This window comes from Rhizobium sp. ARZ01 (assembly GCF_014851675.1).
Taxonomy (GTDB): domain Bacteria; phylum Pseudomonadota; class Alphaproteobacteria; order Rhizobiales; family Rhizobiaceae; genus Mycoplana.
Genome location: NZ_JACVAE010000004.1, coordinates 455,600 through 481,999, shown reverse-complemented (window position 1 = coordinate 481,999; position 26,400 = coordinate 455,600). Strand labels below are relative to the sequence as shown.

Annotated in this window: 22 protein-coding genes and 1 pseudogene; 9 read left to right on the top strand and 14 right to left on the bottom strand. The window is 61.3% G+C overall.

Going from position 1 to position 26,400, the window contains the following annotated elements:
* The 4 genes from IB238_RS22350 to IB238_RS22335 all read right to left on the bottom strand — a co-directional run bounded on the left by IB238_RS22350 (position 1) and on the right by IB238_RS22335 (position 3,903).
* Complete coding sequence (locus IB238_RS22350; RefSeq protein ID WP_192252373.1) at positions 1–858, bottom strand: carbohydrate ABC transporter permease; 858 nt, start codon at positions 856–858, stop codon at positions 1–3.
* A gap of 11 nt (positions 859–869) precedes the next feature.
* Positions 870–1,772: a sugar ABC transporter permease gene (locus tag IB238_RS22345; protein ID WP_192252370.1), complete on the bottom strand. Its 903-nt coding sequence runs from the start codon at positions 1,770–1,772 to the stop codon at positions 870–872.
* 133 nt (positions 1,773–1,905) lie between these two features.
* On the bottom strand, positions 1,906–3,171 hold the full coding sequence (locus IB238_RS22340) for an ABC transporter substrate-binding protein (protein WP_192252368.1): 1,266 nt from the start codon (positions 3,169–3,171) through the stop codon (positions 1,906–1,908).
* Between the two features lie 249 nt (positions 3,172–3,420).
* Entirely contained in the window at positions 3,421–3,903 is a 483-nt protein-coding gene (locus tag IB238_RS22335) for an isoprenylcysteine carboxylmethyltransferase family protein (protein WP_192252365.1), read from the bottom strand.
* 384 nt (positions 3,904–4,287) lie between these two features.
* Here IB238_RS22335 and IB238_RS22330 point away from each other — a divergent pair, with 384 nt between their 5' ends.
* Together IB238_RS22330 and IB238_RS22325 are read left to right on the top strand one after the other, a co-directional pair.
* Positions 4,288–5,466: a Gfo/Idh/MocA family oxidoreductase gene (locus tag IB238_RS22330; protein WP_192252362.1), complete on the top strand. Its 1,179-nt coding sequence runs from the start codon at positions 4,288–4,290 to the stop codon at positions 5,464–5,466.
* 25 nt (positions 5,467–5,491) lie between these two features.
* Positions 5,492–6,436 carry a sugar phosphate isomerase/epimerase gene (locus IB238_RS22325; protein ID WP_192252359.1) on the top strand — a complete coding sequence of 315 codons (945 nt, stop codon included), beginning with the start codon at positions 5,492–5,494 and terminating at the stop codon, positions 6,434–6,436.
* A gap of 89 nt (positions 6,437–6,525) precedes the next feature.
* Here the strand turns inward: IB238_RS22325 and IB238_RS22320 are convergent, their stop codons facing one another.
* From IB238_RS22320 to groL, 5 genes and pseudogenes are all read right to left on the bottom strand, one after another.
* A complete protein-coding gene (locus IB238_RS22320; protein ID WP_192252356.1) occupies positions 6,526–7,161 on the bottom strand; it encodes a response regulator in 636 nt (211 codons plus the stop codon).
* Entirely contained in the window at positions 7,158–9,044 is a 1,887-nt protein-coding gene (locus tag IB238_RS22315) for an ATP-binding protein (RefSeq protein ID WP_210333676.1), read from the bottom strand. The genes IB238_RS22320 and IB238_RS22315 overlap by 4 nt, the downstream gene beginning before the upstream one ends.
* Positions 9,013–11,091 carry a c-type cytochrome gene (locus IB238_RS22310; protein WP_192252353.1) on the bottom strand — a complete coding sequence of 693 codons (2,079 nt, stop codon included), beginning with the start codon at positions 11,089–11,091 and terminating at the stop codon, positions 9,013–9,015. Before IB238_RS22310 ends, IB238_RS22315 begins: the two co-directional genes overlap by 32 nt.
* Before the next feature lie 277 nt (positions 11,092–11,368).
* A pseudogene (locus IB238_RS22305) lies at positions 11,369–11,521 on the bottom strand (helix-turn-helix domain-containing protein); the annotation flags it as partial.
* Positions 11,522–11,563: 42 nt separating this feature from the next.
* Positions 11,564–13,189: a chaperonin GroEL gene (gene groL / locus IB238_RS22300; RefSeq protein WP_192252348.1), complete on the bottom strand. Its 1,626-nt coding sequence runs from the start codon at positions 13,187–13,189 to the stop codon at positions 11,564–11,566.
* A gap of 328 nt (positions 13,190–13,517) precedes the next feature.
* On the opposite strand from groL, the gene IB238_RS22295 reads away from it, so the two are divergent.
* Both IB238_RS22295 and IB238_RS22290 read left to right on the top strand, forming a co-directional pair.
* Positions 13,518–14,276, top strand: a complete 759-nt coding sequence (locus IB238_RS22295; protein WP_192252346.1) for a class I SAM-dependent methyltransferase — start codon at positions 13,518–13,520, stop codon at positions 14,274–14,276.
* 233 nt (positions 14,277–14,509) lie between these two features.
* Complete coding sequence (locus IB238_RS22290) at positions 14,510–14,677, top strand: hypothetical protein (RefSeq protein WP_192252343.1); 168 nt, start codon at positions 14,510–14,512, stop codon at positions 14,675–14,677.
* A gap of 16 nt (positions 14,678–14,693) precedes the next feature.
* Here IB238_RS22290 and IB238_RS22285 read toward each other — a convergent pair whose 3' ends face one another.
* The gene (locus IB238_RS22285) at positions 14,694–15,530 is read right to left on the bottom strand and encodes an amidohydrolase (protein WP_192252340.1); all 837 of its coding nucleotides are present in this window, start codon (positions 15,528–15,530) and stop codon (positions 14,694–14,696) included.
* Positions 15,531–15,716: 186 nt separating this feature from the next.
* On the opposite strand from IB238_RS22285, the gene IB238_RS22280 reads away from it, so the two are divergent.
* The 5 genes from IB238_RS22280 to IB238_RS22260 all read left to right on the top strand — a co-directional run bounded on the left by IB238_RS22280 (position 15,717) and on the right by IB238_RS22260 (position 20,691).
* The gene (locus IB238_RS22280) at positions 15,717–16,994 is read left to right on the top strand and encodes an L-fuconate dehydratase (protein WP_192252337.1); all 1,278 of its coding nucleotides are present in this window, start codon (positions 15,717–15,719) and stop codon (positions 16,992–16,994) included.
* Between the two features lie 73 nt (positions 16,995–17,067).
* Entirely contained in the window at positions 17,068–18,228 is a 1,161-nt protein-coding gene (locus IB238_RS22275; protein WP_192252334.1) for an alpha-hydroxy acid oxidase, read from the top strand.
* Between the two features lie 395 nt (positions 18,229–18,623).
* Positions 18,624–19,610, top strand: coding sequence for an NADH-quinone oxidoreductase subunit NuoH (gene nuoH / locus IB238_RS22270; RefSeq protein ID WP_192252332.1), 987 nt, complete (start codon positions 18,624–18,626; stop codon positions 19,608–19,610).
* A gap of 30 nt (positions 19,611–19,640) precedes the next feature.
* On the top strand, positions 19,641–20,207 hold the full coding sequence (locus IB238_RS22265) for an NADH-quinone oxidoreductase subunit I (protein WP_192252329.1): 567 nt from the start codon (positions 19,641–19,643) through the stop codon (positions 20,205–20,207).
* A 43-nt stretch (positions 20,208–20,250) separates the two neighbouring features.
* Positions 20,251–20,691, top strand: a complete 441-nt coding sequence (locus IB238_RS22260; RefSeq protein ID WP_192252326.1) for a CBS domain-containing protein — start codon at positions 20,251–20,253, stop codon at positions 20,689–20,691.
* A 100-nt stretch (positions 20,692–20,791) separates the two neighbouring features.
* Here IB238_RS22260 and nuoG read toward each other — a convergent pair whose 3' ends face one another.
* Genes nuoG through nuoD form a run of 4 tightly spaced genes read right to left on the bottom strand, consistent with a single transcriptional unit; the run spans position 20,792 to position 26,398 of the window.
* The gene (gene nuoG / locus IB238_RS22255; RefSeq protein WP_192252323.1) at positions 20,792–23,350 is read right to left on the bottom strand and encodes an NADH-quinone oxidoreductase subunit NuoG; all 2,559 of its coding nucleotides are present in this window, start codon (positions 23,348–23,350) and stop codon (positions 20,792–20,794) included.
* 34 nt (positions 23,351–23,384) lie between these two features.
* Positions 23,385–24,650, bottom strand: a complete 1,266-nt coding sequence (gene nuoF, locus IB238_RS22250; RefSeq protein WP_192252320.1) for an NADH-quinone oxidoreductase subunit NuoF — start codon at positions 24,648–24,650, stop codon at positions 23,385–23,387.
* A gap of 4 nt (positions 24,651–24,654) precedes the next feature.
* Complete coding sequence (gene nuoE / locus IB238_RS22245; RefSeq protein ID WP_192252317.1) at positions 24,655–25,167, bottom strand: NADH-quinone oxidoreductase subunit NuoE; 513 nt, start codon at positions 25,165–25,167, stop codon at positions 24,655–24,657.
* 16 nt (positions 25,168–25,183) lie between these two features.
* The gene (gene nuoD / locus IB238_RS22240; protein WP_192252314.1) at positions 25,184–26,398 is read right to left on the bottom strand and encodes an NADH dehydrogenase (quinone) subunit D; all 1,215 of its coding nucleotides are present in this window, start codon (positions 26,396–26,398) and stop codon (positions 25,184–25,186) included.
* Positions 26,399–26,400 lie beyond the last annotated feature (2 nt).

The following is a 26,400-nucleotide window of genomic DNA, read 5'->3' as shown; positions in this document are numbered from 1 at the left end:
TCACCCCTTGACCGCGCCCAGGGACAGCCCCCGGACGAGATGCTTCTGGACGATCAGCGCGAAGACGATGATCGGGACGCTGGAGAGGAAGCCGGCGGCGCTGATCTCGCCCCAATGCGTGGTGTATTGGGTCACCCGGCCGGAAATGCCGACTGGCAGGGTCATCGACCGGTCCGTCTGCGTCAGGATTAGCGCCAGCAGGAACTCGTTCCAGGACAGGATCAGGCTGAAGATCGCCGTTGCGGCTATGCCCGGCCGCGCCAGCGGCAGCGCGATCCGGAGAAAGGCGCCCCATCGCGTGTCTCCATCGACCATCGCAGCCTCTTCCAGTTCAGGGGGAAGATCCTGGAAATAGCTCTTCATCATCCAGGTCACGAAAGGAAGGTTAAAGGCGGTGTAGGCCACGACGACGGCAAACTTGGTGTTCAACAGATTGAAGAAGTTGAAGAAGATGAATAGCGGAATGATCGTCACGATCGGCGGCATCATGCGCGTCGACAGGATCCAGAACGAAATCTGATTGCGCCATTGGCCTGGATACTGGAAGCGGGCCAAGGCGTAGCCGGCCATGGTGCCGAAGATCAGCGAGACGATCGTCGTCGCCATCGCGATGACCAGGCTGTTGAAGGCGTAGATTAGAAATGGCTGCCCTATGAAGGCCGCCTCGTAGTGCTTGAGGGTCGGTGAAAATTCGAACCATACCGGGGGCACCGCGAAGATGTCGATGTCGAGCTTGATCGAGTTCTGGGCAAGCCAGTAGACGGGGAAGAGGGTGATAAACAGCGCCAAAGCCATCGCCAGATAGGCCAGAATCCGTAGCATCCAGCCAAGGGTGCGATACTGGGTGCGCGTTTCCATCCAGTGCCTCCTCAATCGACCAGTCGTAGACGTTTGATGAACCAGGTGCTGAAGCCGACAGTCACGAACAGCACCACCAGCGACACCGCCGCCGCATAGCCGATGTCGACGAAGGTGAAGGCAATCTTGAAGATGTAGAGGCTGAGTGTTTCGGTTGCGCCTGCCGGGCCACCCACGGTGAGAATGAACACCAGATCGAACAGCCTGAGCGCATCCATGATCCGCAGAAGCAACGCGATGGCGATGACCGGCTTGAGGAAGGGAATGGTCAGGTCCCAGAACTGCCGCCAGGCGGATGCGCCGTCGACCTGCGCCGCCTCATAAGGTTCGCTCGGAAGGCTTGCCAAGCCGGCCAGCATCAGCAGAAAGATGAATGGGGTCCACTCCCACACGTCTGCCGCGATGATCGTCGCCATGGCGAGGTTAACATCGCCGGCCCAGGCCTGGGACGGCAACCCCAGGCGGAACATCAGTTCGTTGAGGACACCGAACTGCGGCTGATAAATGAGCTTCCACGTCAGCGCGACGGCGATCGGCGGGATCATCATGGGCAACAGCAGGACCGTCTTGAGGAAGTTCAGCCGGCGGATGTACTTGTCGAAAAGCAGGGCCAGGCCAAGGCCGAGCAGGAATTCCAGCGTCACCGCCACGCCAGTGAAGACCAGCGTGTTCTTGACGGCAAGGTGGAGTTCCGGGTCGGAGAGCATCCGCGCGAAATTGCCGAGACCGACGAACTCGCGCGGTACATCCGGGTCCGGACTGACCTTCTGCACCGCCGCGGTAAACATGTAGACGGTCGGAAAGAGCGTCAGCCCGGCGAGGATCAGGAGCGTCGGCGCCAGCATGAGGATGCGCAAATGCCGCTCGCGCCAGCGCTCAAGCGCCGCACCAACGCCGCCGGGCGTAGTGGTCATTGTCAGATCATACCTCCCGTCTCGCATGTCGGGGCACCTTTTGCACCGGAGCAAAGCGTCGCCCAACGCGCCACTATCGGCGTGGGAAGCGGGAGCACCCGCTTCCCGGTCAATCGGGCAAACCGACAGCGCTCTATTGGCTGATGCCGGTGATCTTCTGGATCGCTGTCTGGGCATTGGCGAGCGCCTGGTCTGGGCTCTCCGTGCCGGCAACCGCCTTGGAAAGCTCGATGCCGAGTGCGTTCTCTATCTCGGGCCATTTGGGATGTCGCGGCCGCGGTGTCGAGAAGTTGATCGCCTGCATCAGCGTCGGATAGTGCCGGAATTGCGGCTGCGACGTGAGTTCAGGATCCGTGAATACAGAGAAGCGGACCGGCGGATTGCCGCGCGTGGCGGAAATCTTGATCTGCTCCGGCGATGTTGCCCAGACCATGAAATCGAAGGCTTCCTGCTTGTTCTTCGCGGCCGACATCACGCCCATGGTCCAGTGGCCAATTTCCGATGAACCGGCGTGCGAGCCGGCCGGCATCGGCGCGTAGGAGATCTTGCCGACCACCTGGCTCTGGCTCGGGTCCTCGAACGTGGCGACCCAGTTCGGCCAGTTGATCGACGAGGCAGCGATGCCCGACGTCATTGCGCGACCGACGTCCTCGGGGGCAAAGCTCTCGACACCCTTCGGGGAGATGCCCTTGAGCGTCATGAACATCGTCATCGCGTCCTTGGCTTCCTTGCTGTCGAGCGTCACCTTGCTGCGGTCGGCATTGAAGAGGTTGGCGCCATACGACCACAGGATTGGCATGAAATCGGCGACCACGTTGTTGCCCTGCCCGCCGCGGAAGACGTAGCCGTAGAACCGCCCTCCGCCGGCGTCAGTAATCGCCTTGGCCGCCTTGTAGACATCATCCCACGTTGCGGGCGCGCCGGAAACGCCGGCCTCAGCGAACTTGGCACCGTCATAGAAGAACATCTGCGCATTGCCGACATAGGGAATGCAGACAAACGGACCGATACTGTAGGGATTGCGGCAAACCGCCAGCGACTTCGCCAGGAAGTCGTTGTCGGGACCAGGGATACCGAGTTTGGCAAAATAGGGACTGAGATCCTCGAGGTGGCCGTTCTCGGCAAAGAACGGGATCCAGGGGTCGTCCATCAGCACGATGTCGAAAGCACCCGATTTCGTCTGCCCGGCATTCGCCGCCTTCTCGAAAACGTTGGCGTAGGGCGCCTGTACGATTTCGACCTTCGAGCCCTTCATCTTCGAGTAGTCGGCTGCAGCGGCTCTAAGTCCGTCGCCCTCGCTGCCTGACGGGACAAGGATTGTGATATCAGCCCACGCCGCTCCGCCGATTGCCATGGCGGATGCCGATATTGCCAAAGTGAGAAGCAGTCTGCGAACCATTGTACACCTCCCGTTCCGAGCTGTTGTCCAATGGCCTTTTCGTAGAGGGCCTTACCCCATCCGGCATGGCGGAGGCACAACCTCGACACCGATGCGAACCAATCTGCGACAAGTCGAAACGATTTCCGGCTCTCCTCGATCCGGCCCAGCTCGTAGAATTAATATTACCACAACGGGAGGGTTATACAGAGAGGTTGTATTAGCAATCCGAATTGGCTTTGGCGCACAGAGGATTGCCCCTTCGTCTCGCTACAGCCACCGCCTGACACGGGCTTTGTAGGCGAGATAGACGTCTCCGAACTTCCGCTCGAGATAAGCCTCCTCGCGGGCGACCACACCATAGCGGATGACGAGATAGAACGGCACCAACAGGACAATGAGCCACAGGCTATCGAAGGCTACGGCAAGACCGATCAGGCCTAGGAACATACCGATGTAGATCGGGTTGCGTGTGAAGCGGTAGGGGCCGTCGTCAACGATCGTCGTCGTCGGATCGGTGGTCTGAATCTGTGTTCCGGCGCGGCGGAAGGTCATCGCTGCCCAGATCAGCAGCGCGAGGCCGGCTAGAAACAAGATGCCGCCGGGCCAGCCGGTCGGCACGCCCGCCGGCAGGAACGGCAGCGGATAAAGCCAGTCGAGCGCAATCCCAGCGATCACCGCGAGCATCCAGGCGATGGGCGGCCGCACCACGGCGCCTGAATTGTCGCGCATGTTCTCGGTCGTCTCGTTCATGCCCAACCCCGTCCGATCCGCTCCCCCTGCCCCCTGAAATATGGCAGCCCGAGAACGAGCTTTGCTACACTGCCAAGGCCGCTCAACCGGTGCGAGTTTACGTCGCTTCGAAAGAGATTTGAAGGCAGAGGGGCGCGAACACCGCAATGCGTACAGATTGCCCTCGAAGGCACCACGCCGACCGCAATTCGTTTACCGCCGAGAATGTGGTCGCCTGGCCCCGGCGAAGAACCTCGCAGTGTCCTCAGCGCCCTTGGTCAACCCATGCGACGCTCAGGGAAGTCGAACTCGACAAGAGGGCGTAATATCGCAAGCTGCACAGCATCGCGAGCCCTGCGCCTACTTCACACTGCGGGATGCGTGAGCGGCTCATGGGAGGGATCTATGAAGCAGCACGGGATCGGTATCCTTGGTGCGGGCATGATCGGCGCCGCACACGCCTTCGGCTACCGTACTCATTGTCCCCGGTTTGCGGATCGGCTGCACGGTCTGCGTCTTGCCGTAGTTGCGGACCCCAACGAGGCGCTTGCCCGGACACTTGCATCGACCTACGGGTTTGAGGGTACTGCGACCGACTGGAAAGCGGTCATGGACAACCCCGCGATCGGCATTGTCAGCGTAGCCCTTCCGAACTTCCTTCATGTCGATGCGGTGGACGCCGCGCTGCAAGCCGGAAAGCACGTTCTTTGCGAAAAGCCGCTGGCGTTGAGTGCCGCCGACGCACGTCGTCTTTATGAAGCGGCAAAGGGAACAGAAGTCTGTGCGGCAACGGTCTTCAACTACCGCCGCATCCCCGCTGTCATCGAGATCCGTAACAGGATTGCCGCCGGTGAGATGGGCGAAATCGTCAACATCCTCGTGCAGTTCCAGTGCGAGTATGCCGCCGATCCATATCTGCCTCACTCCTGGCGCTACGAAAGGGATCGGGCTGGATCGGGCGCACTGGCGGACATTGGTACCCACGCGATCGACACCGCACGCTATCTCTGCGGCGAAATCGACGAAATTGTTGGCGCGGTTTCGAATATCTCGATCAAGGAGCGCTTCGTTGCCGCCGGCGCGACGGTCGGGCATGACAGGGGGGACCTGAGCACAGAGAAAAAGACCGTCGACAACGACGACGTGATGTCGGCCCTTCTGCGTTTTCGCAGCGGTGCGCAGGGCCTGTTTTCCGCAAGCCGTGTGGCCATCGGCATGGGCAACACGCTTTCGTTCGAGGTTTTCGGGACGAAGGCCAGCGCGAAGTTCTCGACGAAACTCCTCAACCAGTATGAGATTGCGCGCTTCGACGGCTCGGGACAGACGCCCTTCGCTACCGTCGCGAACCGGCCGTCCTCACCGAATCTAAAAGAGATGCTTCCCGTCCCCTATGACGGCGTCGGTGTCGGATACGCCGAAATCTTCGGTTTCATGATCCACGACTTCCTGACCGCGATCGCGGAACGCAAACCGATCGCAAGCGGCACGCTGCTCGACGGGTTGCGCGTGGCAGAAATTCTGGACGCGATCCAACGGTCAGCCGAGACGGGTACTGCGACGCGTATCGCGCACGCGCCAGCCTGAGCAGCGTCCACAGGGAGGAAACAAGATGAAAATCGGTTTCAATACGGATGGTTTTGGACATATCCCGACCGAGGAATGCCTCGACCAGGCCGCCGAGCTTGGCATCACGAACGTCGAGTTCTGCATGGGTGGATGGTCGCGCGCGCCGCACGTCAACATCGCCGAACTGCTCGCCAGTTCTGCAGCGCGCGATCAATTGCTCGGCAATGTGAGGGATCGCGGCCTCGAAATCTCGGCGTTGAACTGTTCGGGAAACCAGTTGCATCCCGGAGAAACCGGGTCGATCGACAGCCAGTTGGCCTATATCACGGTGGAACTTGCAGCACTGCTCGGCGTCCGGCGCGTGGTCATGATGTCGGGCCTCCCCGCGGGTCCTGGCGATAGCCATCCCAACTGGATCACATCATCATGGCCGCCTGAGGCTATGGAGATCCTGGGATGGCAATGGAAGGAGCGAATCCTGCCATGGTGGCGGGCGTTTGCAGCCGCGGCGGAGAAAGAGGGTATACGCATCTGCGTCGAGCAACATGGGCGGCAGGCCGTGTACAATTCAGAGAGTTTTTTTCGGCTGCGCGAGGCCGTGGGCCCCACGGTTGGCGTGAACTTCGATCCGTCACACCTCATCTGGATGGGTGGCGATCCGGTATCCGCCATCGGTGAACTGGGTTCCAGCATCTACCATGTGCATGGCAAGGATACGCGGATAGAGCTCCAGTCACGCATCAACGGATTGCTGGACACCAAGCCTGTTGTCCCTGTCCGCGGTCGCTTCTGGAACTACGTTTCGCTCGGCCACGGCAACCCCGTCAGGGCCTGGCTCGAAATCGTTCGAGCGTTGCGCGCTGTCGGCTACGACGATGTCATCTCGATCGAGAACGAGGACTACTCTCTTGATGCAAAGGAAGCGGTCTCCACTTCGGTTTCCACGCTCAAATTCTGTATCGCCGAGAGCGCGAAGGACACCCCCTGAAGCCGAAAGACTCCACGGAACATGGCTGCAGCAGGCCCCATTAGTTGTGATGGCTTGCATGTGATGCACCGGAAGTGTTTCACTGGTAGCTATCGCGTATTACTATAAGCCAACGCGTCGACCAGCCTCGCAAGTTCCACGAGCGAGCTTGCCTGCATTTTCGACATCACGGAGGCGCGATAGACCTCGATGGACTTGATCGACAAGTCGAGTTCATGGGCAATCACTTTGTTGGGCTTGCCAGCCAGAACACCATTCATCACCTCCACTTCTCGACGCCCAAGTCTGGAGAGTTTTTCTTCTACCGAACGACGCTGCGCATAGAGGGCCAAGTTCGTCCGCGAGAGCTGGATAGCAGCCGCAACTGAATCCAGGAGATACTGTTCTTTGAAGGGTTTTTCGATGAAATCGAATGCGCCAACCTTCAGGGTCTCAACCGCGATGGGGACATCGCCGTGACCAGTAACAAAAATAATCGGCAGGGGAAATTGACTGTTTACCAGCCTTCGCTGAAGTTCCAGCCCACTCATTTCCGGCATGCGCACGTCCAGCACCAAGACTCCCGGACGCACGGATTCGTCAGGCGGTAGCTCGGCCAAAAGCTCTGCCGCCGATGCGTGAACCTTCGCTTCCAGTCCGACCGATGAAAACAGGAACGCCATGGAAGAGCGCATTGCTTCATCGTCATCGACAATGAGAACAAGCGGAGCATCGATATCGTTCATTCACCATCCTCCGCCTGCACGGGCAGGGCAAACCGCATGGATAGGCCACCTGCCTGTTCATTTGACGCCCAGAGCCGCCCGCCGTGGCTTTCGACGATAGTGCGGCAAATGGAAAGTCCAAGACCAAGTCCCTGTGGCTTGGTCGTGAAGAACGTCTCAAAAAGCCGTGCTTCGATGTCAGGAGCGAGCCCGGTTCCGTGGTCCCGCACTGCCACTTCTACCTTGCCGTCGGTGCGGCTTGTCGAAACCACAATACCTCGCTCGGGCTGTTTAGCATTGGCCATTGCATCAACGGCATTCTGGAAAAGATTGAGAAGAACCTGCTCAATCTCGATCCTGTCCGCCTTAACCTGCGGCAAATCCGCGGCGAGACGGACGTGGAAAGGAATGTTACAGCGCTTCGCTGTGGCTTCGAAAAGGAGAAGCGCTTCGCGTACCACTTCGTTGATGTCCAGATTTTCGCGCCTGATCTCTCTGCGGCGAACGAAAGACCGAATGCGGCGAACGATGGTGCCAGCTCTTTCAGCCTGTCCTGCAATTCCGCGAGTTCCATCGCGCAGGATGGCCGGGTCGTTACGCCCGGCATCAATAAGGCGCGTCATACCTTCCGCATAGTTTGTGATCGCAGCAAGCGGCTGGTTCAGCTCGTGCGCGATGTTGGACGCCATCTCCCCGAGAATGCCGAGGCGCGAGAACTGGTCGCGCTCCTGCCGGTGGGCTCGCGCCTCCTCCTCCGCCCGACCACGCTCCTGGATCTCGCGCGTAAGTTCAGCCGTTCGTCGACGCACCAAGGTCTCTACACGCACGACGTGAACGATCCACCAGCCAAGGCCCACAGCCGCAATGGCGAACCAATGCCAGTGCTCCCGCACGAAACCGAACAACGTTACGCGCGACAGGTCCTCGAAAGGCCCGATTTTCAGATCGCGGAACAGCGCGAGAACGGGGTTGTAGTCCTGAGGTGCGGTCCAACCGCGACCATCGCTTGGGACCATCTCCAAGAGTTTGGCGGTGACCGACTTGGCAAGGTCGCCGGATGTGGTTGCCAACCTGGCGAATGCCCAGTCCGGATAAAGACGAGAGGAACGCCTGCAAGGAAATCCGCCCGGGTCCTTTTCGGCGACGATCGCAAATTCGTCGACGGAGACCCGCCCTGCCGCAACTTCTTCCTCCAGGAGGCAGGTGCGCAGGACGCCAGCGTCTGTCCGTCCAGCACGCACTTCCTCAATGACGTTTGACATCGGAAAGCCTGTTTCAACGAGGCCGCCGGTCTTGGTGAGCGGCACGCCGGCATCCTCGAATTCCCGCCACACCACCTGCCACCCGCCGAAGGCATCCGCAGCAACCACTGCAATCCTTGCTCCAACAAGTCCTTTGAAGTCGGTAGGGTGGTCGTCCCGATTTCGCACGATCACGGTTGAACCTACGGTATCAACCGCAACATTGTTCTCTCGAGTTTCGAAAGTGGCGACACGTGTTACCCCGAAGCGTCCTTCCAATTCGACGTAGTTGCCGGGATTGGTGATTAGGAAATCGACAGAGTTCGACTGCACGGCACGCGATACACCAGCAAGATCAAGAGGAACCATGACAAACCGGAACTCCGGCAAGGCATCGCCGAGATATTCAAAGGTTTGTTCAAAATCTCTTGCGGCTCTCTCAGAGCCCTGGAATGCAAGCACAGCAATCCTGATCTCGCGCGCCTGCGCGAGGTCCACAGGTACCAAAATACAGAGAACGGCGAGCAGTACGCGGATCATCGACCTTTGCGAGACAAAGCCCCTAATTTTTGCAAAGCGAGAGGCCGGCAGCGTTGAAACTGCCGGTCTCTCTTCGACGCAGATTGATGGGCTAGTAGCGCGCATCCTTTGGCTTCCCGCCATTTGGCCAGTCTTTCAATTTGTCGGCAAAGTCTGGTCTCGGCATGTGACTGAAGTAATCCGCGACGTCGAGGGCTTCTTGGTCCGTCAGACCGCCCTGTCCAAGCGGAAATTTCTCGTGAAAGCCGATAGGCATGTTCCGCTGCACGAAGGCGGCCGCCGTATAGGTACGAGCCATGCCCGCGCCGATGTTGAACGACCGATCACCCCACAACGGCGGATAGACTAGCCGTCCGACATCATCCTTCAAACCTTCCCCGTTGGCTCCGTGGCAGACTGCACATTGGGCCGCGTAGATTTTCTGGCCATTCACCGGATCGGGAATGAGCGACTGGTCGATTTTGCCGACTCCACGACCTGGAACTTTGTCTTCCGGCTTGGTTTCACCCCTCATCCAATCAAAGTAGGCAACCATGGCCTTCATATCGTCGCTATCGACCTTGAGCGGCTTGCCATTCATCGATCGACGGAAGCAGCCATTGATGCGTTCCTCCATCGTGATCTCTTTGCCCGCGCGCGGCGCATAGCTTGGGAAAAATGCCGAAACACCGACATAGGGCGAGCCATCGGCAACGGTACCGGCATTCAGATGGCACGATGCGCAGTTCAGGTCGTTACCAACGTTATCTGGCACGAGCTTGCGCGTCTCCGCGTTTAATCTCATTCCGCGCACAAGCTGCTCGGAATTTGGCTCATCAAGTAGCGCGGCAAGACGTGGAGTCTCGAAGCTCGAGTCATCAATCTTCGGATCAATGTGTTTGCGTGCTTGAGCAACCTGGCCCTTGGAAATCGCCGGAGACCCTGCTCCCCAGTTCTTCCGCACATAGCTGAGGATGTCTGCGATCTCCTGATCCTCGATACGCGCGAAGGCAGGCATCGTATAGGTTCGAGGATGGGCGTTCGTCGACGCGGTTTCCCAGCCCGTCAATGTGATGTGAATGAGGGTCGAGGGATCGAGCGCCGAGACCGTCGGGTTCCCCGCGAGGGCTGGGAAGATTCCTTTCACACCTGTCCCGTCCGGCCGATGACAGTCACTGCAGAACTGCATGTATCCGAGCCCGCCAGGGGTTGTATAGGCGGTCGAGGGCGCATCGCCGTAAACAGCTTCCGTCACTACCGCTCTCTGCGTGTCTGACGGAAGCGACTTCAAATATGTGGCTATGGAAACCAAATCGCCGTCGGTGAAATTCTGCGTCGAATGCAGGATGACATCGGTCATCGAGCCGGAAACAGTCGTGAAGCGATTCCGCCCTGTCTTAAGCAGTTCGACGGTGTCATTCACTGTCCACAGGTTCCTCAGCTCGACCGCATGCCAGTTTTCCACCTTCGCGCCGGCGAGGAACTGGTCGCCCTTAGGGTCCTTTTCCGTCATCGCGACTTCCTGGAATGCGATGCCCCGTGGCGTGTGGCACGCCCCGCAATGACCAAGCCCTTGCACCAGATAGGCACCTCGGTTCCAAGCGTCATCCTTCGTTTGATCGAAGACGAAGCGTGTGTCGTCCGCGAAGACGGCGTTCCAGTAGGCAAGTCCGAATCGAAGGTTGAACGGGAAGTTCATCGCGGCATCGCGATTGGCCTTTTCGACGGGCTTGACGCCGTTCAAAAGGTAGGCCCACAGCGCAATCATGTCTTCGTCGGTGATCTTCGCATACGAGGGATACGGCATGGCGGGGTATAAATTGTGCCCGTCGGCATCGACCCCTTTACGCATCGCGCGGTCAAACTCGCCAAAGGACCAGCTGCCTATGCCTGTCTTTGAGTCCGGCGTGATGTTGGTCGACCAAATCGTTCCCATGGGCGTTTCAAGCGCGAGACCGCCCGCCATTTCGTCACCACCCTTGTCGGTATGACAGGCGATGCAATCGCCAAGCTGCGCGACATACTTGCCGCGCGCGACCAGGGCGGGATCGGACAGTTGGCCCGGATCTGGCTCTTCTGCCGTAATGCTTGGCGGCACCGCCATCAAGATGGCAAATCCACCACCAAGGACAATCGCTGACGCGGCCGCGAACTTCAGCCACCTCAAACGCCCTCTGTTTCTCTCGTGCATGACATGAATCCTGTATCAATTGCACGGAGGAGAATAGAACCGTCAACACGGGAAAACGATTTGGGGCGATCCCGTCTTCAATGAGGGTTTTCCCTATAAGCGCTTGTCAAATATCATTTTTCAGAATTGGCCGTACCCATCCTGTTCACCGCCTTTTGCCTCCGGCGGCGGTGGCACGGATGTGGAGCAGGTTGGCAATCGGTTCGTGGATGGAGACGAAGCGTTGCAAATGTCACTTCGACTCGAAGTCGCCTCATGATCCGCAGCCGAACTGAAGAAGATGTTTTGAGAGCGTCGTGCCAGCAATACCGTGCGCTCGGATCAACAACTGGGCGTTCGACGGGAAGACCACCAAGCTGCTTTCGCAGGAGAGATGCGACTCCGGATAAAAACACAGTAGCGCGTTAAGCACCGCGATTCTCGACAGTTCACAACGTACCCGCACACGTGGCGTGCGAGTACGTTGCATTTGTCAGAAGTCCATGCCGGGCGGCATCTGTGGCATTGGCGCTTCTTTCCTCGGCTTCTCCGCCACCATGGCTTCGGTAGTGACCAGCAGGCCCGCCACCGACGCGGCGTCCTGGAGCGCGGTGCGCACGACCTTGACGGGGTCGATAACACCCTGCGCGAAAAGGTCGCCGAACGCGTTTGTCTGTGCGTTCCAGCCATAACCGAAGTCGGCTACCTCGCGCAGCTTGCCGACGATGATCGAGCCTTCGGCGCCCGCGTTTTCCGCGATCTGGCGCACAGGGGCCTCAATGGCGCGGCGGACGATCTCGATGCCGTGTTTCTGGTCAGAATTTTCGGTCTGAACACGGCTCAGCGCCGTAACGGCCCTCAGCAAGGCGACGCCGCCGCCGGGCAGGATGCCTTCCTCGACCGCGGCCCTGGTTGCGTGCATGGCGTCGTCGACCCGGTCCTTGCGCTCCCTGACCTCGACTTCCGTCGAGCCGCCAACCCGGATAACGGCAACGCCGCCGGCAAGCTTGGCCAACCGCTCCTGGAGCTTCTCCCGGTCGTAGTCGGAGGTGGTATCCTCGATCTGTGCCCTGATCTGGGTGATGCGCGCCTGGATTTCCTGCCTTGCGCCGGCGCCATCGACGATCGTTGTGTGTTCTTTTTCCACGACGATCTTCTTGGCGCGGCCGAGCATGTCCAGCGTGACGTGCTCGAGCTTGATGCCGAGGTCCTCGGAGATGGTCGTGCCGCCGGTGAGGATGGCGATATCCTCCAGTATCGCCTTGCGGCGATCGCCGAAACCCGGCGCCTTGACCGCCGCCACCTTAAGGCCACCGCGAAGCTTGTTGACGACCAGTGTGGCGAGGGCCTCGCCCTCCACGTCTTCGGCAATGATCAGCAGCGGTTTGCCTGACTGGACCACGGCCTCCAGGACAGGAAGCAACGCCTGCAGATTGGACAGCTTCTTTTCGTGGATCAGCAGATACGGCTCTTCCAGTTCGACGCGCATTTTTTCCTGATCGGTGACGAAGTAGGGCGAGAGGTAGCCGCGGTCGAACTGCATGCCCTCCACCACCTCCAGTTCCGTCACCGCGGTCTTGGCTTCCTCGACCGTGATGACACCTTCATTTCCAACCTTCTCCATCGCCTCGGCCAGAAAGCGCCCGATCTCGCTGTCGCCATTGGCAGAGATGGTCCCGACCTGGGCGATCTCGTCGTTCCGGGTGATCTTGCGGGCGTTCTTCTTCAATTCCTCGACGACCGCCTCGACCGCCTTGTCGATGCCGCGCTTGAGGTCCATGGGGTTCATCCCGGCGGCGACGGCCTTTGCACCTTCCGTGACGATGGACTGGGCGAGGACGGTTGCTGTGGTGGTGCCGTCGCCGGCTATGTCGCTCGTCTTCGAGGCCACTTCGCGCACCATCTGGGCGCCCATGTTTTCGAACTTGTCCTCGAGCTCAATTTCCTTTGCCACCGTGACCCCGTCCTTCGTAATGCGGGGAGCGCCGAACGACTTGTCGAGCACGACATTACGGCCTTTCGGGCCGAGCGTTACCTTCACGGCATTGGCAAGGATATCGACGCCACGCAGCATCTTTTCACGCGCATCGGCATGAAACCTCACTTCCTTCGCGGCCATGTCCTCCTCCTTCGGTAGCTAAGCGGTTTCGGTCTATGACTTTTCGCGTTCAGGGATGCGACTGCAAATATTAGCACTCCCTTAGGAAGACTGCTAACGTGTTTCACCGAACTGCCCGCCGAAAGCGGCTCTTGGTCTTCTGACCTCGTCACTCGTGGGATAATTGCGGCGCGAGAGAGTCGCCGAGAATTGTTCTTGAAACCAGGGAATAACTCTGGAATCAGAAGCGTTCAAAAATCAACCACTGCGCGAAACATCGGCGATGCCCAGAATCGGTCGAGCCGCGCGTCGGTCCCATAACTGGCGCAAAGACATTTGACGGATGGCCATGAACAATCATTACGGTAGCCTTGCTGCCCTCGTCTATGATCTCGACAAGCCCATCGGCCGCACATTCGGCAATGAACTTTCCTTCTACCGCAACCGCCTGGCGGAGTGCCGTGGTCCAATCCTGGAGCCGGGTGTCGGGAATGGTCGCCTGTTGATCCCTCTCCTCGAGGCCGGACTGAACGTCGAGGGTTTTGACGCCTCGAAGGAAATGCTGCTGCGCTGTCTGGCGCATTGTCGCGAACGGCACCTTTTCCCAAGGCTGGACCAGATGCGGTTCCAGGATTTCACCTATGACCATCGGTTCGATGCAATCATCGTGCCCGTCGGCTCGTTCCAGCTAATCTGGGATTTCACCGAGGCGCTTGCCGTTCTGCGCCGGTTCCACGATCATCTTGCGCCCGGCGGCCGCCTGATCATCGACCTCGACCCGGCCGGAAAGATCATCGATTCCTCGACAAGCGTCAGAAGTTGGTCGGTCGGCGATGGCGACCTGATCACGCTGCAGGTGCAGCACGCCGATTTCGATTATATCGCCCAGCGCCGGGTTTCCCATCTCCGCTACGAACGCTGGCGCGACACGCGCCTGATCGAGACGCAGCTCGAACTTTTCACGCTGCGCTGGTGGGGTGTCAATGAATTCGTGCTTGCGATGGGTGCTGCCGGTTTCAGCGACATCTCCGTCTCGGGCAGCCATGATCACGGCCGGGCGCCGAATTCCGATGACTGGATCATCACCTTCGAAGGCCGAAAAGATTAAAACCAAACAAGCCAAGCGGCCGTTCCTGGCCGGGATGGCATGGGCCGGCAGGAGTGGTCGGTCCTGCCCACTGTCGTTGCCGTCCACGAAATGGCTGTTTACGATTGTGGCAAAAAAGAGAAATTGAACCCTATCATTCTTATAGACATTCTCTATAATTCGTCCCCGTGGGCATGAGTGCCCGGCCGGAGACGCTTGCCCGACGGCTGCGTCCGAAGGAAAGGATGACGACGATGGGCAACGCGAATGCTTTCGGCAAGGCCAGCTTCGGCCACAAGCGCCAACCGCATTCTCCGCATCCGGAGCGCGCCCGGCGCTGGGCTCTTGATGGTGTTGTCTGCAACGTGGTCGCAGGCGCGGCCTTCCTCTTTGTCGTCGCTCTGGTCTTTGGCCTGCTCTGATCGAGTTTGCGCCTCTCTAAAGGTTCCAGAACCGCTTGGCATTCGCCCGGTAGAGCTTCTCTCGTTCCTCGGCGGTACAGGCGCCGAATATCGCTTGAGTCGCGCCGACCCAGGTCGACAGCCCCCCGCCACGTGTGCAGACCGGCCAATCGCTGCCCCAGAGAACCCGATCCCAACCGAAGGCGGAAACGATGTGCTCCGCATAGGGGCGGATCGTCTCGACAGTCCAGGCTTGCGGATCGGCATAGGCGACGATGCCGGAAACCTTGGCCGTCACGTTGGGCCGACGGGCGATTTCGCTGATGCCGCGTTTCCAGCTGTCATACTGCCCTGAAATGATATCCGGCACGCCACAGTGATCGAGCACGAAACGGACGTCCGGCGCGCTGTCGATCAGCGCCATCGCCAGCGGTTGCTGGCGGGCCAGCATGCAGATATCGAAGGTGAGGCGACTACCCGCCATGCGCTTGAGGTTGTCGCGGAAGAGTGCCTGCTCAGAGATGTCGTCGGGTACCACATGCAGCACGCGACGAAAGCCCTTGACGAAGGGATCGGCCTCGCAGCGTTCCAGATAGGCGGCAAAACCGACCTCTTCCGGCCGGCATGCGGCGATCACGCCCTGGATCATGCCGCCTTGCGACACCGCGAGGCTGCGTACCATCTCGGTTTCGACCTCAATGTCGGAGGTGGCGACATCAACCTCCATGTGCACGGCCGCCTCAATGCCCAGCCGCTTCGCTTCCAGAGCGTACTCGGCATAGGTGAAATCACGATCCAATTCGCCCGCGCCCGAAAGCCAGGGATAGGCAAGCTTGGACTGGTCTATCAGATGCAGGTGCGTGTCGATGAACATGGCGCGTCCCCCTCATGTTACCGCGTTCAAGGCGCTTGCTGCGCCGAGCGGAGTTGCCATTCAATCCGCCGGCTGATCGCCCGTATCGTTTGTTGACAGCGGCAAAATTTGTCCTTTATGTATAAAGAACAATTGTGGAAACACAAGTGGCGGCCGACCGCCGTTCGCTGCACCATGGAGGATAGAATGGCCCGTATCACCGGCATGCGTGTATTCGACTTGCGGTTTCCGACATCCAAGAGCCTGGACGGCTCCGATGCGATGAACCCCGATCCGGACTATTCGGCCGCCTACGTCATTCTCGACACGGACAAAGCCGGCCTTGCCGGTCACGGGCTGACTTTCACGATCGGCCGCGGCAACGACATCTGCTGCATGGCGATCAAGGCGATGGAGCATCTGGTCGTCGGCACGGAGCTGGACGAGGTGCGCAAAGCGCCTGGAAAATACTGGCGCCACCTGACGAGCGACAGCCAGTTGCGCTGGATCGGTCCGGACAAGGGTGCGATGCACCTTGCTACCGGTGCAGTCGTCAATGCGGTGTGGGACCTGCTGGCAAAGCAGTCCGGAAAGCCTGTCTGGCAACTCGTCTCCGAGCTGTCGCCAGAAGGGATCGCCAACATTGTGGACTTCCGCTATCTCACCGACGTGCTCACCCGCGAAGAGGCTGTTGCGATCCTCAAGAAGGCCGAGGCCGGAAAGGCGGAGCGGATCGAAACGCTGAAGCGTGAGGGTTATGCCTGCTACACCACGTCGGCTGGTTGGCTCGGCTATCCCGAGGAGAAACTGCGACGCCTCTGTCAGGAGGCGGTGGACGCCGGATTCAACCATGTAAAGATGAAGGTCGGCCGCGACCTCGATGACGATATCCGTCGGCTGACGATAGCCCGCGAAGTGATCGGCCCGGACCGCTACCTGATGATCGACGCCAACCAGGTGTGGGAGGTCGACCAGGCGATCGACTGGGTGAAGAAGCTCGCCTTTGCCAAGCCCTTCTTCATCGAAGAACCGACCAGTCCGGACGATATTGCCGGCCATCGCAAGATCCGACAGGCTATCGGCCCCGTGAAGGTCGCGACCGGCGAGATGTGCCAGAATCGCATCATGTTCAAGCAGTTCATCGCGGAAGGGGCGATCGATATCGTCCAGATCGACTCCTGCCGCATGGGCGGGCTGAACGAGGTGCTGGCGGTGCTGCTGGTCGCGGCGAAGTACGGTCTGCCCGTCTGGCCACATGCGGGCGGTGTCGGGCTTTGCGAATATGTCCAGCACCTGTCGATGATCGACTATGTGGCCGTCTCCGGCACGAAAGACGGCAGAGTGATCGAATACGTCGACCATCTGCACGAGCATTTCGTCGATCCCTGCATCATTCGCAATGCAGCCTATATGCCGCCGTCGACCCCGGGATTTTCGATCGAGATGAAGCCGGAATCGATTGCCGATTATACGTTCCGGCCCTAAAAGACGGACACTGCTTTCCGTTTTGCGGCACCGCCGTCCGGCGTGCCGTCCCATCCTGCCTGGGGAGACTGCCGTGAGTGAAATCCTGACGATCGCCGATCTGAAGGCGCGCGCGAAACGTCGTGTGCCGAAGATGTTCTTCGACTATGCCGATTCCGGCGCCTACACCGAAGGCACCTACCGGGCGAACGAGGAGGATTTCCAGAAGGTGAAGCTGCGCCAGCGCGTGCTGGTCGACATGTCGAACCGCTCGCTGGAAAGCGAGATGATCGGCGAAAAGGTGTCGATGCCGGTGGCGCTTGCCCCGACCGGCCTGACCGGCATGCAGCATGCCGACGGCGAGATGCTGGCGGCGCAGGCGGCCGAAGCGTTCGGCGTGCCCTTCACGCTGTCCACCATGAGCATCTGCTCGATCGAGGACGTCGCCTCCGTCACGACCAAGCCGTTCTGGTTCCAGCTGTATGTGATGCAGGACCGCGATTTCGTCCTCAACCTGATCGACCGCGCCAAGGCGGCCAAGTGCTCGGCGCTGGTGCTCACCCTCGACCTGCAGATCCTCGGCCAGCGTCACAAGGACGTGCGCAACGGTCTGTCCGCGCCGCCGAAGTTCACCTTCAAGCATGTCTGGCAGATGGCGACCCGGCCGCTTTGGTGCATGCAGATGCTCGGCACGCAGCGCCGCACCTTCCGCAACATCGTCGGCCACGCCAAGAGCGTCACCGACCTGTCGACGCTGAACGCCTGGACGAGCGAGCAGTTCGATCCGCAGCTGTCCTGGAACGACGTCGCCTGGATCAAGGAGCGCTGGGGCGGCAAGCTGATCCTGAAAGGCATTCTGGACGAGGAGGATGCGCGCATGGCGGTCTCGACCGGCGCGGATGCGATCATCGTCTCCAACCACGGCGGCCGCCAGCTTGACGGCGCCCCCTCCTCGATCAGCATGCTGCCGCGCATCGTCGATGCCGTCGGCGGTCAGGTCGAAGTGCACATCGACGGCGGCATCCGCTCCGGCCAGGACGTGTTGAAGGCGCTCTGCTACGGCGCCAAGGGCACCTATATCGGCCGCCCCTTCCTCTACGGCCTCGGCGCCGGCGGCCAGGCGGGCGTCACCAAGGCACTGGAGATCATCCGCAAGGAACTCGACATCACCATGGCGCTGTGCGGCGAGCGCGACGTGCGCAACCTGTCGCGCCGCAATCTGCACCAGGGAGGCGTTGGTGCACGGATCGATTAGCGGTCATGGTGCAGTCGAGTTGCTATTCAAGTGGTTGTGGAAATTGTGAGTTCATGGTGAACCGCGACTTACGAACGCTTGAGCTAGCCTGCGTGCCTTATCTGGGCGAGCAGTGTCTTGCGCTCGACCGGCGTCTGGTAGCCAAGGCACTTGCATGCGTCGCATTGTGATATCAAACAGCTCGGCGTCCGTGACGGTCAGAGAATCGACCTCATTGCGGCTTTTTTGCGAGTGATAACCCGTTGGTATCATTCGCAAGACTTCATTCTCGAACCACCGGTTGCAACAGAGCACATCTAGCGCCCTCATGATGGCATTTGCATGTGGTGCACCGCCGTTGTACCGTGCAGTACTGATAGGCCTCAAGTTTCAACCCTTGCCGAGTAGCCGGGATTATGGACCTTGCCCTCGCCCTTGGCCTGATCGCCTTCAAGGTCGCGCTGCTGATCGCGATGCTGCTGCTGCTGCCGTTGCCGTTGACCTGGCTGGAACGCAAGATCGCCGGGCGCATCCAGCAGCGGATGGGACCGATGCGCGTGGGGTGGCACGGGTTGCTGCAGCCGGTGGCGGACGGCATCAAGCTCCTGACCAAGGAGGATCACATTCCGGCCGAGGCGGACCGCTTCCTGTTCAAGCTGGCGCCGATCCTGGCGCTCGCCCCGCCCTTCGTGGTGTTCGTCGCCATCCCCTTCGGCGAGGATATCTCGGTGCTCGGCCACGACATCTCGCTCTACGCCTCGAACATGAACGTGGCGCTGCTCTTCGTCTTCGCGGTCATCGGCATCGAGGTCTATGGCGTGATCTTCGGCGGCTGGGCCGCCAACAGCAAATATGCCGTCCTCGGCAGCCTGAGGACCTGCGCCCAAATGATCAGCTACGAAATTCCGATGGGGTTTGCGGTCATCGGCGTGGTCATGATGGCACAATCGATGAGCCTGCTCGAGATCGTCCGCGCGCAGGCCGATGTCTGGAATGTCGTCTACCAGCCGGTCGGCTTCCTCGTGTTCTTCGTCGCGGGGCTCGCCGAAGCGCAGCGCATCCCCTTCGACCTGGCGGAGGCGGAAGGCGATCTGGGGGCAGGCTTCCATACCGAATACAGCGGCATCCGCTTCGCATTTTTCATGGTCAGCGAATACGTCATCATGGTGCTCGTATCGGTCCTGGTGGTGATCCTGTTCTTCGGCGGCTGGAATGGCGTACTGATCCCATTGCCGCCGCTCCTCTGGTTTGTGCTCAAGGTCGCATTCTTCGTCTACCTGTTCATGCTGTTTCGCTTCACCTTCCCCCGCTACCGCTACGACCAGTTGATGGCGATCGGCTGGAAGGTCTTGCTTCCCCTGTCGTTGGCGAACATAATTATCACAGGAGTTGTCATCTCTTAGGAGCCGCAGCGGCTCCACTGCGGGGCGGCGATGTCACGTGCACTGGACAGAGCTGGAACATGGATCGGCTGGGCGTTCTTCGCCGATTTGGCGGGCGGCCTCGCCCTGACCTTCGGCTACATGTTCTCCCGGCCCGTGACCATGCAATATCCGGACAAGGAGAAATGGCTGCCCTACTCGCGTTACCGCGGTCATCACTTTCTGAAGCGGGACGAAGAAGGCGAGATCAAGTGCGTGGCTTGCGAACTCTGCGCGAAGATCTGTCCGTGCGACTGTATTGAAGTCGTCCCCTACGAGGACGAGAATGGCAAGCGCCATCCAATCAAGTTCGAGATCGACACGGCACGCTGCCTGTTTTGCGGGCTGTGCGAGGACGCCTGCCCGGCGGATGCGATCGCGCTCGGCCAGCAGTACGAATTCTCAAGTTTCTCGTCGCGCGACCTGGTAATCGGGCGTGACGACCTGCTCGCCAAGCCGGGCAAGGCGATGACCGGCGGCGGCGTTGTCGCCGCGCACCTGAACACCGAACGGGAGGTGCGGGTCGAGGCGAGCGAACCCCACGGATACAACTGGTGGCGGAATATCCGGCGAACGTGAACGCACGCCAGCCGTCGGCCACGGAGGCAGGGAGGAGGTCCAGATGTTTGTCGGCGAAATCGTGAGGAACAAGGGTGTCGGCGTCATCGCGGTTACCCCTGATCAGACGATGGTGGACGTTCTGCGGCTGTTTCGCGACACCAACATCGGCTTCGTTGTCGTCAGCCTTTCGCCCGGGAGATGCCTGGGTACGCTGTCGGAAAGGGATTGCTGCAACGCGATGGCGGAGTATGGGGCGGAGGCCGCGTTGATGCGCGTCGCGGACATCATGAACCCCAGCGCGGCGACCTGTTCGACAGGAGATTTGCTGCCGGTGGCGATGGCGATCATGACCGAGCGGCGGACACGCCATGTGCTGGTCATGGATGGCGATGCGCTGGTCGGCGTGGTCAGCATCGGCGACGTGGTGAAGCACAGGCTTGAAGAAGCGCACCGCACGGAAAAAGACCTGCACGACTATATTTCCGGAACCAGTTATCACTAACGGGCCGCATTGCGAGTTCCGCCGGACAGCCGCAACATCCTTGCGCACGCTGATCGACGTGTGGCATTGAGAGGCTTCATGCCCCCCGCCCTCCCAATCTTCATGCCCCACGCCAGATCTGGCTCGTCCGGTCGACCTCCTGGCTGGAGTGTACTTTCTGGACCTCCACCGGGCACGGGTATTCGCCCCGCCGCATCAGGCTGTTCAGACGCATGGCTCTGTAGTTTTCCGGAACGAAGACGAGTCCCTTGGGAAACTGCCGGTTGACCTTTAGCCGCGCCGTCAGTTCGGCCCGGGCGGAACGCACGACCACCTGATCCCCATCGGAAAGGTCGCGTTGCGCGGCGTCCTGCGCGCTCATCTCGACATACGGGTCGTTGGCGACTGTATTCAGGATCTCCGAGCGTTCGGAAAGATAGCCATTGTGGAACAGGCTGTTGCCGGTGGTCAGCATGAGCCCGCCGGCCGCAGTCGAGGCGGGCGCTGCTGCAAAGTACGCGCCGGCGGGAGGTGTCGGGGTTATCTTGGTGAATGACCCTTCAGAACCAAGCCCATCCAGCGTCGGCCCCTCGTAGTACGGAACCAGCCGGGCAATCTCGTCGAAAATTTCGCCCGGCGCGGACGGCTGCAGTGTTTGACTGCGGGCCGCTGCGACGAAGTCGAAGATCGCCAGATTGTGCCGCGCCGCGAAGGGCAGTTCGCGGAACTTGCGGACGGTCTGGATCCGCCCCTCGTTGTTGGTGAAGGTACCCGACTCCTCGCCGTAACCCGCCGCCGGCAGCACGACGTCGGCCAGACCGGCCGTCTCCGTGAGGAACGCATCCTGCACGATCAGTAGCTCCGCCGAACCGAGCGCTCGCGCCATGAGTTCGCGGTCGGGATAGGAGATCAGGGGATCGCTTCCGACGATGTAGAGCGTGCCCATTTGCCCTCTGTCGCACAGGTCCAGCATCGCGCCGAAATCGGCACCCGGTCCGGACGGGATGTCGGCGCCCCAGGCCGTTTTGAAGGCTGCGCGCGCTGCCTCGTCGGCGACCGGCCGCAGTCCCGGCAGCACCGCCGGCAGAACTCCCATGTCCCAGGCGCCCATCTGGTTGGCACGGTCGAAGAGGAACTGCATCGCGGGCTGCTTGCCGAGTGTGTGCAGCAGTTGCAGAAGATTGTTGAGCTGCTGCAAGGTCACGCGCGCTTCGGGCGATCTCAGCAGATCGACGCTGACAAGGAGGGTGACACTCAGGTTGTCCCTGAGCGTCGCTGCTAGACGGCCCGTTTCGTCACTGGCGGCTGTCGCGCCGACCGCTGCGAGGACATCACCCGGCAATGCGTCACCGGCCGCCGCCGCGAGGCCGGCCACCACCGCGCCAAGACTCGCCGCCTCGCCGCCGGGGGATGCGCGAACCACCGCCCGGGCGTCGGCGTCGAGGCGGGATGGCCGCGCTGACAGCATGAGCAACCGGGTCCCCCGCCGCCGTGCGGCGTCGCGGAGCAAGTATTCGGTGACCGGGTTCTCCTCGGTCACGTTGCCGCCGATGACCAGCACACAGTCGTTGCCGATCACATCTTGCAGCGGAGCACGGCTGTAGAACCCCGCCACCAGCGGCGCCAGGGTGTCGGCTGGCGTCGGCCAGCGCGACGAGCAGTCGATGTTGTTGGTATGGAACACCGTCCGCATCAGCTTCTGGAACTGATAGAGCACTTCGTTGGGCAGGCGCGGCGAGGCCAGCCCGCCGGCGGGTTTGTTGGCGACGGCGGCTAGCCGCTGGCGCAGGTAGTCGCCTGCCTCCTCCCAGGAAACCGGGACCAGCGCACCGTCACGCCGGATCATCGGCCGCTTGATGCGGTCCGAGCTCTCGATGAAGTCGAGGCCGAAGCGGCCGCGCACGCAGAGCGTCTCGCGGTTGACTCCGTGCTCCTCTTTCGAGCGGACCCGCATGAACTCGCCCTTGCGCGCCCCCACGGTGAGCTGGCAGCCGGTGCCGCAATGCGGGCAGATCGTGTCGGTCTCGGCGAGGTCCCAGGGCCGTGCCCTGTAGCGATAGGGAAAACTCATCAGCGCACCGACCGGGCAGACCTCGACGCAGTTGCCGCACTGGTCGCAGCTGGCAAGGCTGCCCTCGAAGCCGGTGACGGCGGTGTCCATGCCCTTCTCGACCGTGCCGAGGGCGACCGCGCCGACCACCTCCTCGCACATCCGCACGCAGCGCTGGCACTGGATGCAGCGGTTGACGTTCATGATGATGACTGGGCTGAGGCGGATGTCCTTCGAGTGAAAGACCCGCTTGGCATCGCGGAACCGGCTTTCGCGCGGTCCGTAGGCCATCACCATGTCCTGCAGCTCGCACTCGCCGCCCTTGTCGCAGATCGGGCAATCGAGCGGGTGGTTGGCGAGCAACATGTCGAGCATCGATGAGCGCGTCTCCTCGATCAGCGGCGTGTTGGTCCTCACCACCATGCCATCGGTGATTGCGGTCGCGCAGGACGGCTGCAGCCGCCGCTGCCCTTCGATCTCCACCAGGCACATGCGGCAGGAGGCCAGCGCCGGCAGCCGCTTCATGTAGCAGAAGGTCGGAATGGCGATGCCCAGGCGCTCGGCCGCCTGCAGCACCGTGGAGCCGGCCGCGACGTCCAGCGTCTGTCCATCGATCGTGATGCTAGCCATGCTTCCTCGCAGTCTTGTTTCCTGCACACGCACTTCAGTGGAACGGGCACCGCCGCTCCTCGACATGGGCGACGAATTCCTCGCGAAAATGCTTCAGCGCCGCCCGCAAACCCATCGCAGCGCCATCGCCGAGCGCACAGAAGGTGTTGCCGAAAATGCCCTTGCAGAGCATGTCCAGCTGCTCCAGGTCGCTGGGCGCGCCCTCCCCGGCCTCGATCCGGCGCATCACCTTCACGGCCCAGTTCAACCCTTCCCGGCACGGCGTGCACTTGCCGCAGGACTCATGGTGGAAGAACTCGACGATCCTCGTCGCAACCTTGACCATGCAGGTCGTGTCGTCGATCACGACGACGCCGGCCGAGCCGAGCATGGAGCCGACGGCGGCCAGCGAATCGAAGTCCATCCCGACCTCCAGCCCGCTCGCCGGGATCACCGGCGCCGAGACCCCGCCCGGGATCACCGCCTTGATCTTGCGCCCCGGCAGCGGGCCACCGGCGTGCTCCTCGACCAGTTCGCGCAAGGGGATGCCCATCGGCAATTCGTAGAGACCGGGTTTGCACACCTGGCCGCTGACACAGTAGAGCTTCGGGCCGGGGCTCTTGTCCGGGCCGATGCCCCGGAACCACTGCGCCCCCCGCATCACGATATGCGGCACGCAGGCGATCGTCTCGACATTGTTGATCACCGTCGGGCTGGCATAAAGGCCGGCAACGGCCGGAAACGGCGGCTTCAGCCGCGGCTGCGCCCGCTTGCCCTCGAGCGACTCCAGCATCGCGGTCTCCTCGCCGCAGATATAGGCGCCGGCGCCGCAATGGATGTGGATCGTGAAATCGAAGTCCGAGCCGAGAATGCCGGTGCCTAGATAGCCCTTCGCGTGCGCCTCGGCGATCGCCTGCTCGAGGCGGCGGATCGCCGTCACATATTCGCCGCGGACATAGACATAGGCGGTCTTGGCCCCGATCGCGTAGCCACTGACCGCCAGCCCCTCAATGAGCTGGTGCGGGTCGCGCTCCATGATGATCCGGTCCTTGAAGGTACCGGGCTCGCCCTCATCGGCGTTGCAGCACAGATATTTTTCCTTGTCGGCCCGCTTCGGCACAAAACTCCATTTCATGCCCGTCGGGAAGCCGGCGCCGCCGCGACCGCGCAGGTTGGACTGCTTGACGAGTTCGACGACCTCGTCGGGCGTGTGCTCGCGCAGCACCTTCGCCAGCGCTTGGTAGCCGCCGCCGGCCTCGTAGGTCGACAGAAGATGACTGTCCGGCAGGTCGATGTTCTTGAGGAGGACCGGCTCGAACATGGCGCTATTCTCCCGGCGATGGCTCAGCGGCGGGTGCGACGGTGTCGATCCGCGGCACTGGGGCCTGCAGGCGGTCCAGCAGCGCGTCCAGCCGCGCGACATCGAGATTGCCGTGGTAGTCGTCGCCGACCTGCATCACCGGTGCCATCTCGCAGGCCCCGAGGCACTCGACGGTGGAGAGCGTGAACAGCCCGTCCGGGGTGGTCTCGCCCTTGCTGATCCCCAGCACGGTTTCCATGTGCGCCAGCAGGCGCTCGGCCCCACACAGCATGCACGAAAGATTGTCGCAGAGCTGCAGGTGGAACCGGCCGATCGGCTCGGTGTGAAACAGCGTGTAGAAGGTCGCGAGCTCATAGACCCAGATCCGCTCGACGCCGAGGATGTCGGCGACCTCCTCCAGCACCGGGCCGGGCAGATGGCCGTGCGCCTTCTGCGCGATCAGAAGCGCGGGCATGATCGCCGAGCGCCGGTCGGGATACCGCGCCGCCGCCGTCTCGATCTGTTCGCGCATGCCCATAGCGTCCTAACCTCCTCTACTTGTCCACCTCCGCCATCACCGGGTCGAGGCTGCCGAGCACGGCGATCATGTCGGCCAGGTAACGGGCATTGCTCACCCCGAACAGCCCCTGGAGATTGACGAAGGACGGGGCCCGCACCTTCATGCGGAACGGCTTCGGCGAGCCGTCGCTGATGATGTAGAACCCCAGTTCCCCCTTCGGCGCCTCGATCGCCGAGTAGACCTCGCCCTTGGGCACGTCGAAGCCATAGGCCGACAGGTCGAAATGCTGGATCAGCGCCTCCATCGAGCAGTGCACGCGCTCCTTGTCCACCGGGAAGGCGATCGTCGGCATGTCGATCTGGAAGGCCCCCTCGGGCATCTGCTCGAGGCATTGCTCGATGATGCGGATGCTTTCGCGCATCTCGTCGACCCGGCAGCGCCAGCGCGCATAGCAATCGCCCTCGTCGCGGGTGATGACCTTGAAATCGAGCCGGTCGTAGATCTCGTAAGGCTCGTCGCGGCGGATGTCCCAGTCGACCCCGGAGGCCCGCAGGTTCGGGCCGCTGAGGCCGAGGTCGATGGCGTCCTCGCCGGAGATGATGCCGACCCCTTGCGTGCGCTTGAGGAACACCCGGTTGGTTTCGAGCAGTTGCTCGTAGTCGCGGATCCGGTTCGGGAAGATCTCGCAGAACTCCCGGATCTTCGGCAGGAAGCCGTCGGGCAGGTCCTCGCGCACCCCGCCGACCCGGCAGAAAGAGGTGTGCATGCGCGCCCCGGTGATCATTTCCAGGAGATCCATGATCATCTCGCGCTCGCGCATGACATAGAGCAGCGCGGTCATGGCGCCGAGGTCCATCGGCAGCGCGCCGGTGATCAGCAGGTGGCCGGAGATCCGCGCCAGCTCGGCCATCAGCACGCGGATATATTGCGCCCGGATCGGCGCCTCGATGCCGAGGAGCTTTTCCACCGCCAGCGCAAAGGCCAGGTTGTTGGAGGGCGGGCAGAGATAGTCGAGCCGGTCGGTCAGCGGGAAGATCTGGGTATAGGTGAAACTCTCCGCCAGCTTCTCGGTGCCGCGGTGCAGGTAGCCGATATGCGGGTCGACGCGCTCGACATACTCGCCGTCCAGTTCGAGCACAAGCCGGAGAACCCCATGGGTGCTGGGGTGCTGCGGGCCGAGGTTGAGAAGCACTTCCTTGGTGTTGAGCGCTTCGCCCTCCGGCCTGTCGAGTTCGGTGACTTCGGTCATCT

Bases quoted from the DNA above. Each gene is read 5' to 3' on its own strand.
- IB238_RS22320 (WP_192252356.1), bottom strand. From the start codon at position 7,161: ATGAACGATATCGATGCTCCGCTTGTTCTCATTGTCGATGACGATGAA.
- nuoE (WP_192252317.1), bottom strand. From the start codon at position 25,167: ATGGGCATGCGCGAACAGATCGAGACGGCGGCGGCGCGGTATCCCGAC.
- IB238_RS22290 (WP_192252343.1), top strand. From the start codon at position 14,510: ATGGGCAACGCGAATGCTTTCGGCAAGGCCAGCTTCGGCCACAAGCGC.
- IB238_RS22345 (WP_192252370.1), bottom strand. From the start codon at position 1,772: ATGACCACTACGCCCGGCGGCGTTGGTGCGGCGCTTGAGCGCTGGCGC.
- IB238_RS22315 (WP_210333676.1), bottom strand. From the start codon at position 9,044: ATGGCGGGAAGCCAAAGGATGCGCGCTACTAGCCCATCAATCTGCGTC.
- IB238_RS22265 (WP_192252329.1), top strand. From the start codon at position 19,641: ATGTCACGTGCACTGGACAGAGCTGGAACATGGATCGGCTGGGCGTTC.
- IB238_RS22310 (WP_192252353.1), bottom strand. From the start codon at position 11,091: ATGCACGAGAGAAACAGAGGGCGTTTGAGGTGGCTGAAGTTCGCGGCC.
- IB238_RS22335 (WP_192252365.1), bottom strand. From the start codon at position 3,903: ATGAACGAGACGACCGAGAACATGCGCGACAATTCAGGCGCCGTGGTG.
- nuoG (WP_192252323.1), bottom strand. From the start codon at position 23,350: ATGGCTAGCATCACGATCGATGGACAGACGCTGGACGTCGCGGCCGGC.
- IB238_RS22285 (WP_192252340.1), bottom strand. From the start codon at position 15,530: ATGTTCATCGACACGCACCTGCATCTGATAGACCAGTCCAAGCTTGCC.
- nuoF (WP_192252320.1), bottom strand. From the start codon at position 24,650: ATGTTCGAGCCGGTCCTCCTCAAGAACATCGACCTGCCGGACAGTCAT.
- IB238_RS22280 (WP_192252337.1), top strand. From the start codon at position 15,717: ATGGCCCGTATCACCGGCATGCGTGTATTCGACTTGCGGTTTCCGACA.
- IB238_RS22325 (WP_192252359.1), top strand. From the start codon at position 5,492: ATGAAAATCGGTTTCAATACGGATGGTTTTGGACATATCCCGACCGAG.
- nuoH (WP_192252332.1), top strand. From the start codon at position 18,624: ATGGACCTTGCCCTCGCCCTTGGCCTGATCGCCTTCAAGGTCGCGCTG.
- IB238_RS22340 (WP_192252368.1), bottom strand. From the start codon at position 3,171: ATGGTTCGCAGACTGCTTCTCACTTTGGCAATATCGGCATCCGCCATG.
- IB238_RS22260 (WP_192252326.1), top strand. From the start codon at position 20,251: ATGTTTGTCGGCGAAATCGTGAGGAACAAGGGTGTCGGCGTCATCGCG.
- IB238_RS22295 (WP_192252346.1), top strand. From the start codon at position 13,518: ATGAACAATCATTACGGTAGCCTTGCTGCCCTCGTCTATGATCTCGAC.
- IB238_RS22350 (WP_192252373.1), bottom strand. From the start codon at position 858: ATGGAAACGCGCACCCAGTATCGCACCCTTGGCTGGATGCTACGGATT.
- IB238_RS22330 (WP_192252362.1), top strand. From the start codon at position 4,288: ATGAAGCAGCACGGGATCGGTATCCTTGGTGCGGGCATGATCGGCGCC.
- nuoD (WP_192252314.1), bottom strand. From the start codon at position 26,398: ATGACCGAAGTCACCGAACTCGACAGGCCGGAGGGCGAAGCGCTCAAC.
- groL (WP_192252348.1), bottom strand. From the start codon at position 13,189: ATGGCCGCGAAGGAAGTGAGGTTTCATGCCGATGCGCGTGAAAAGATG.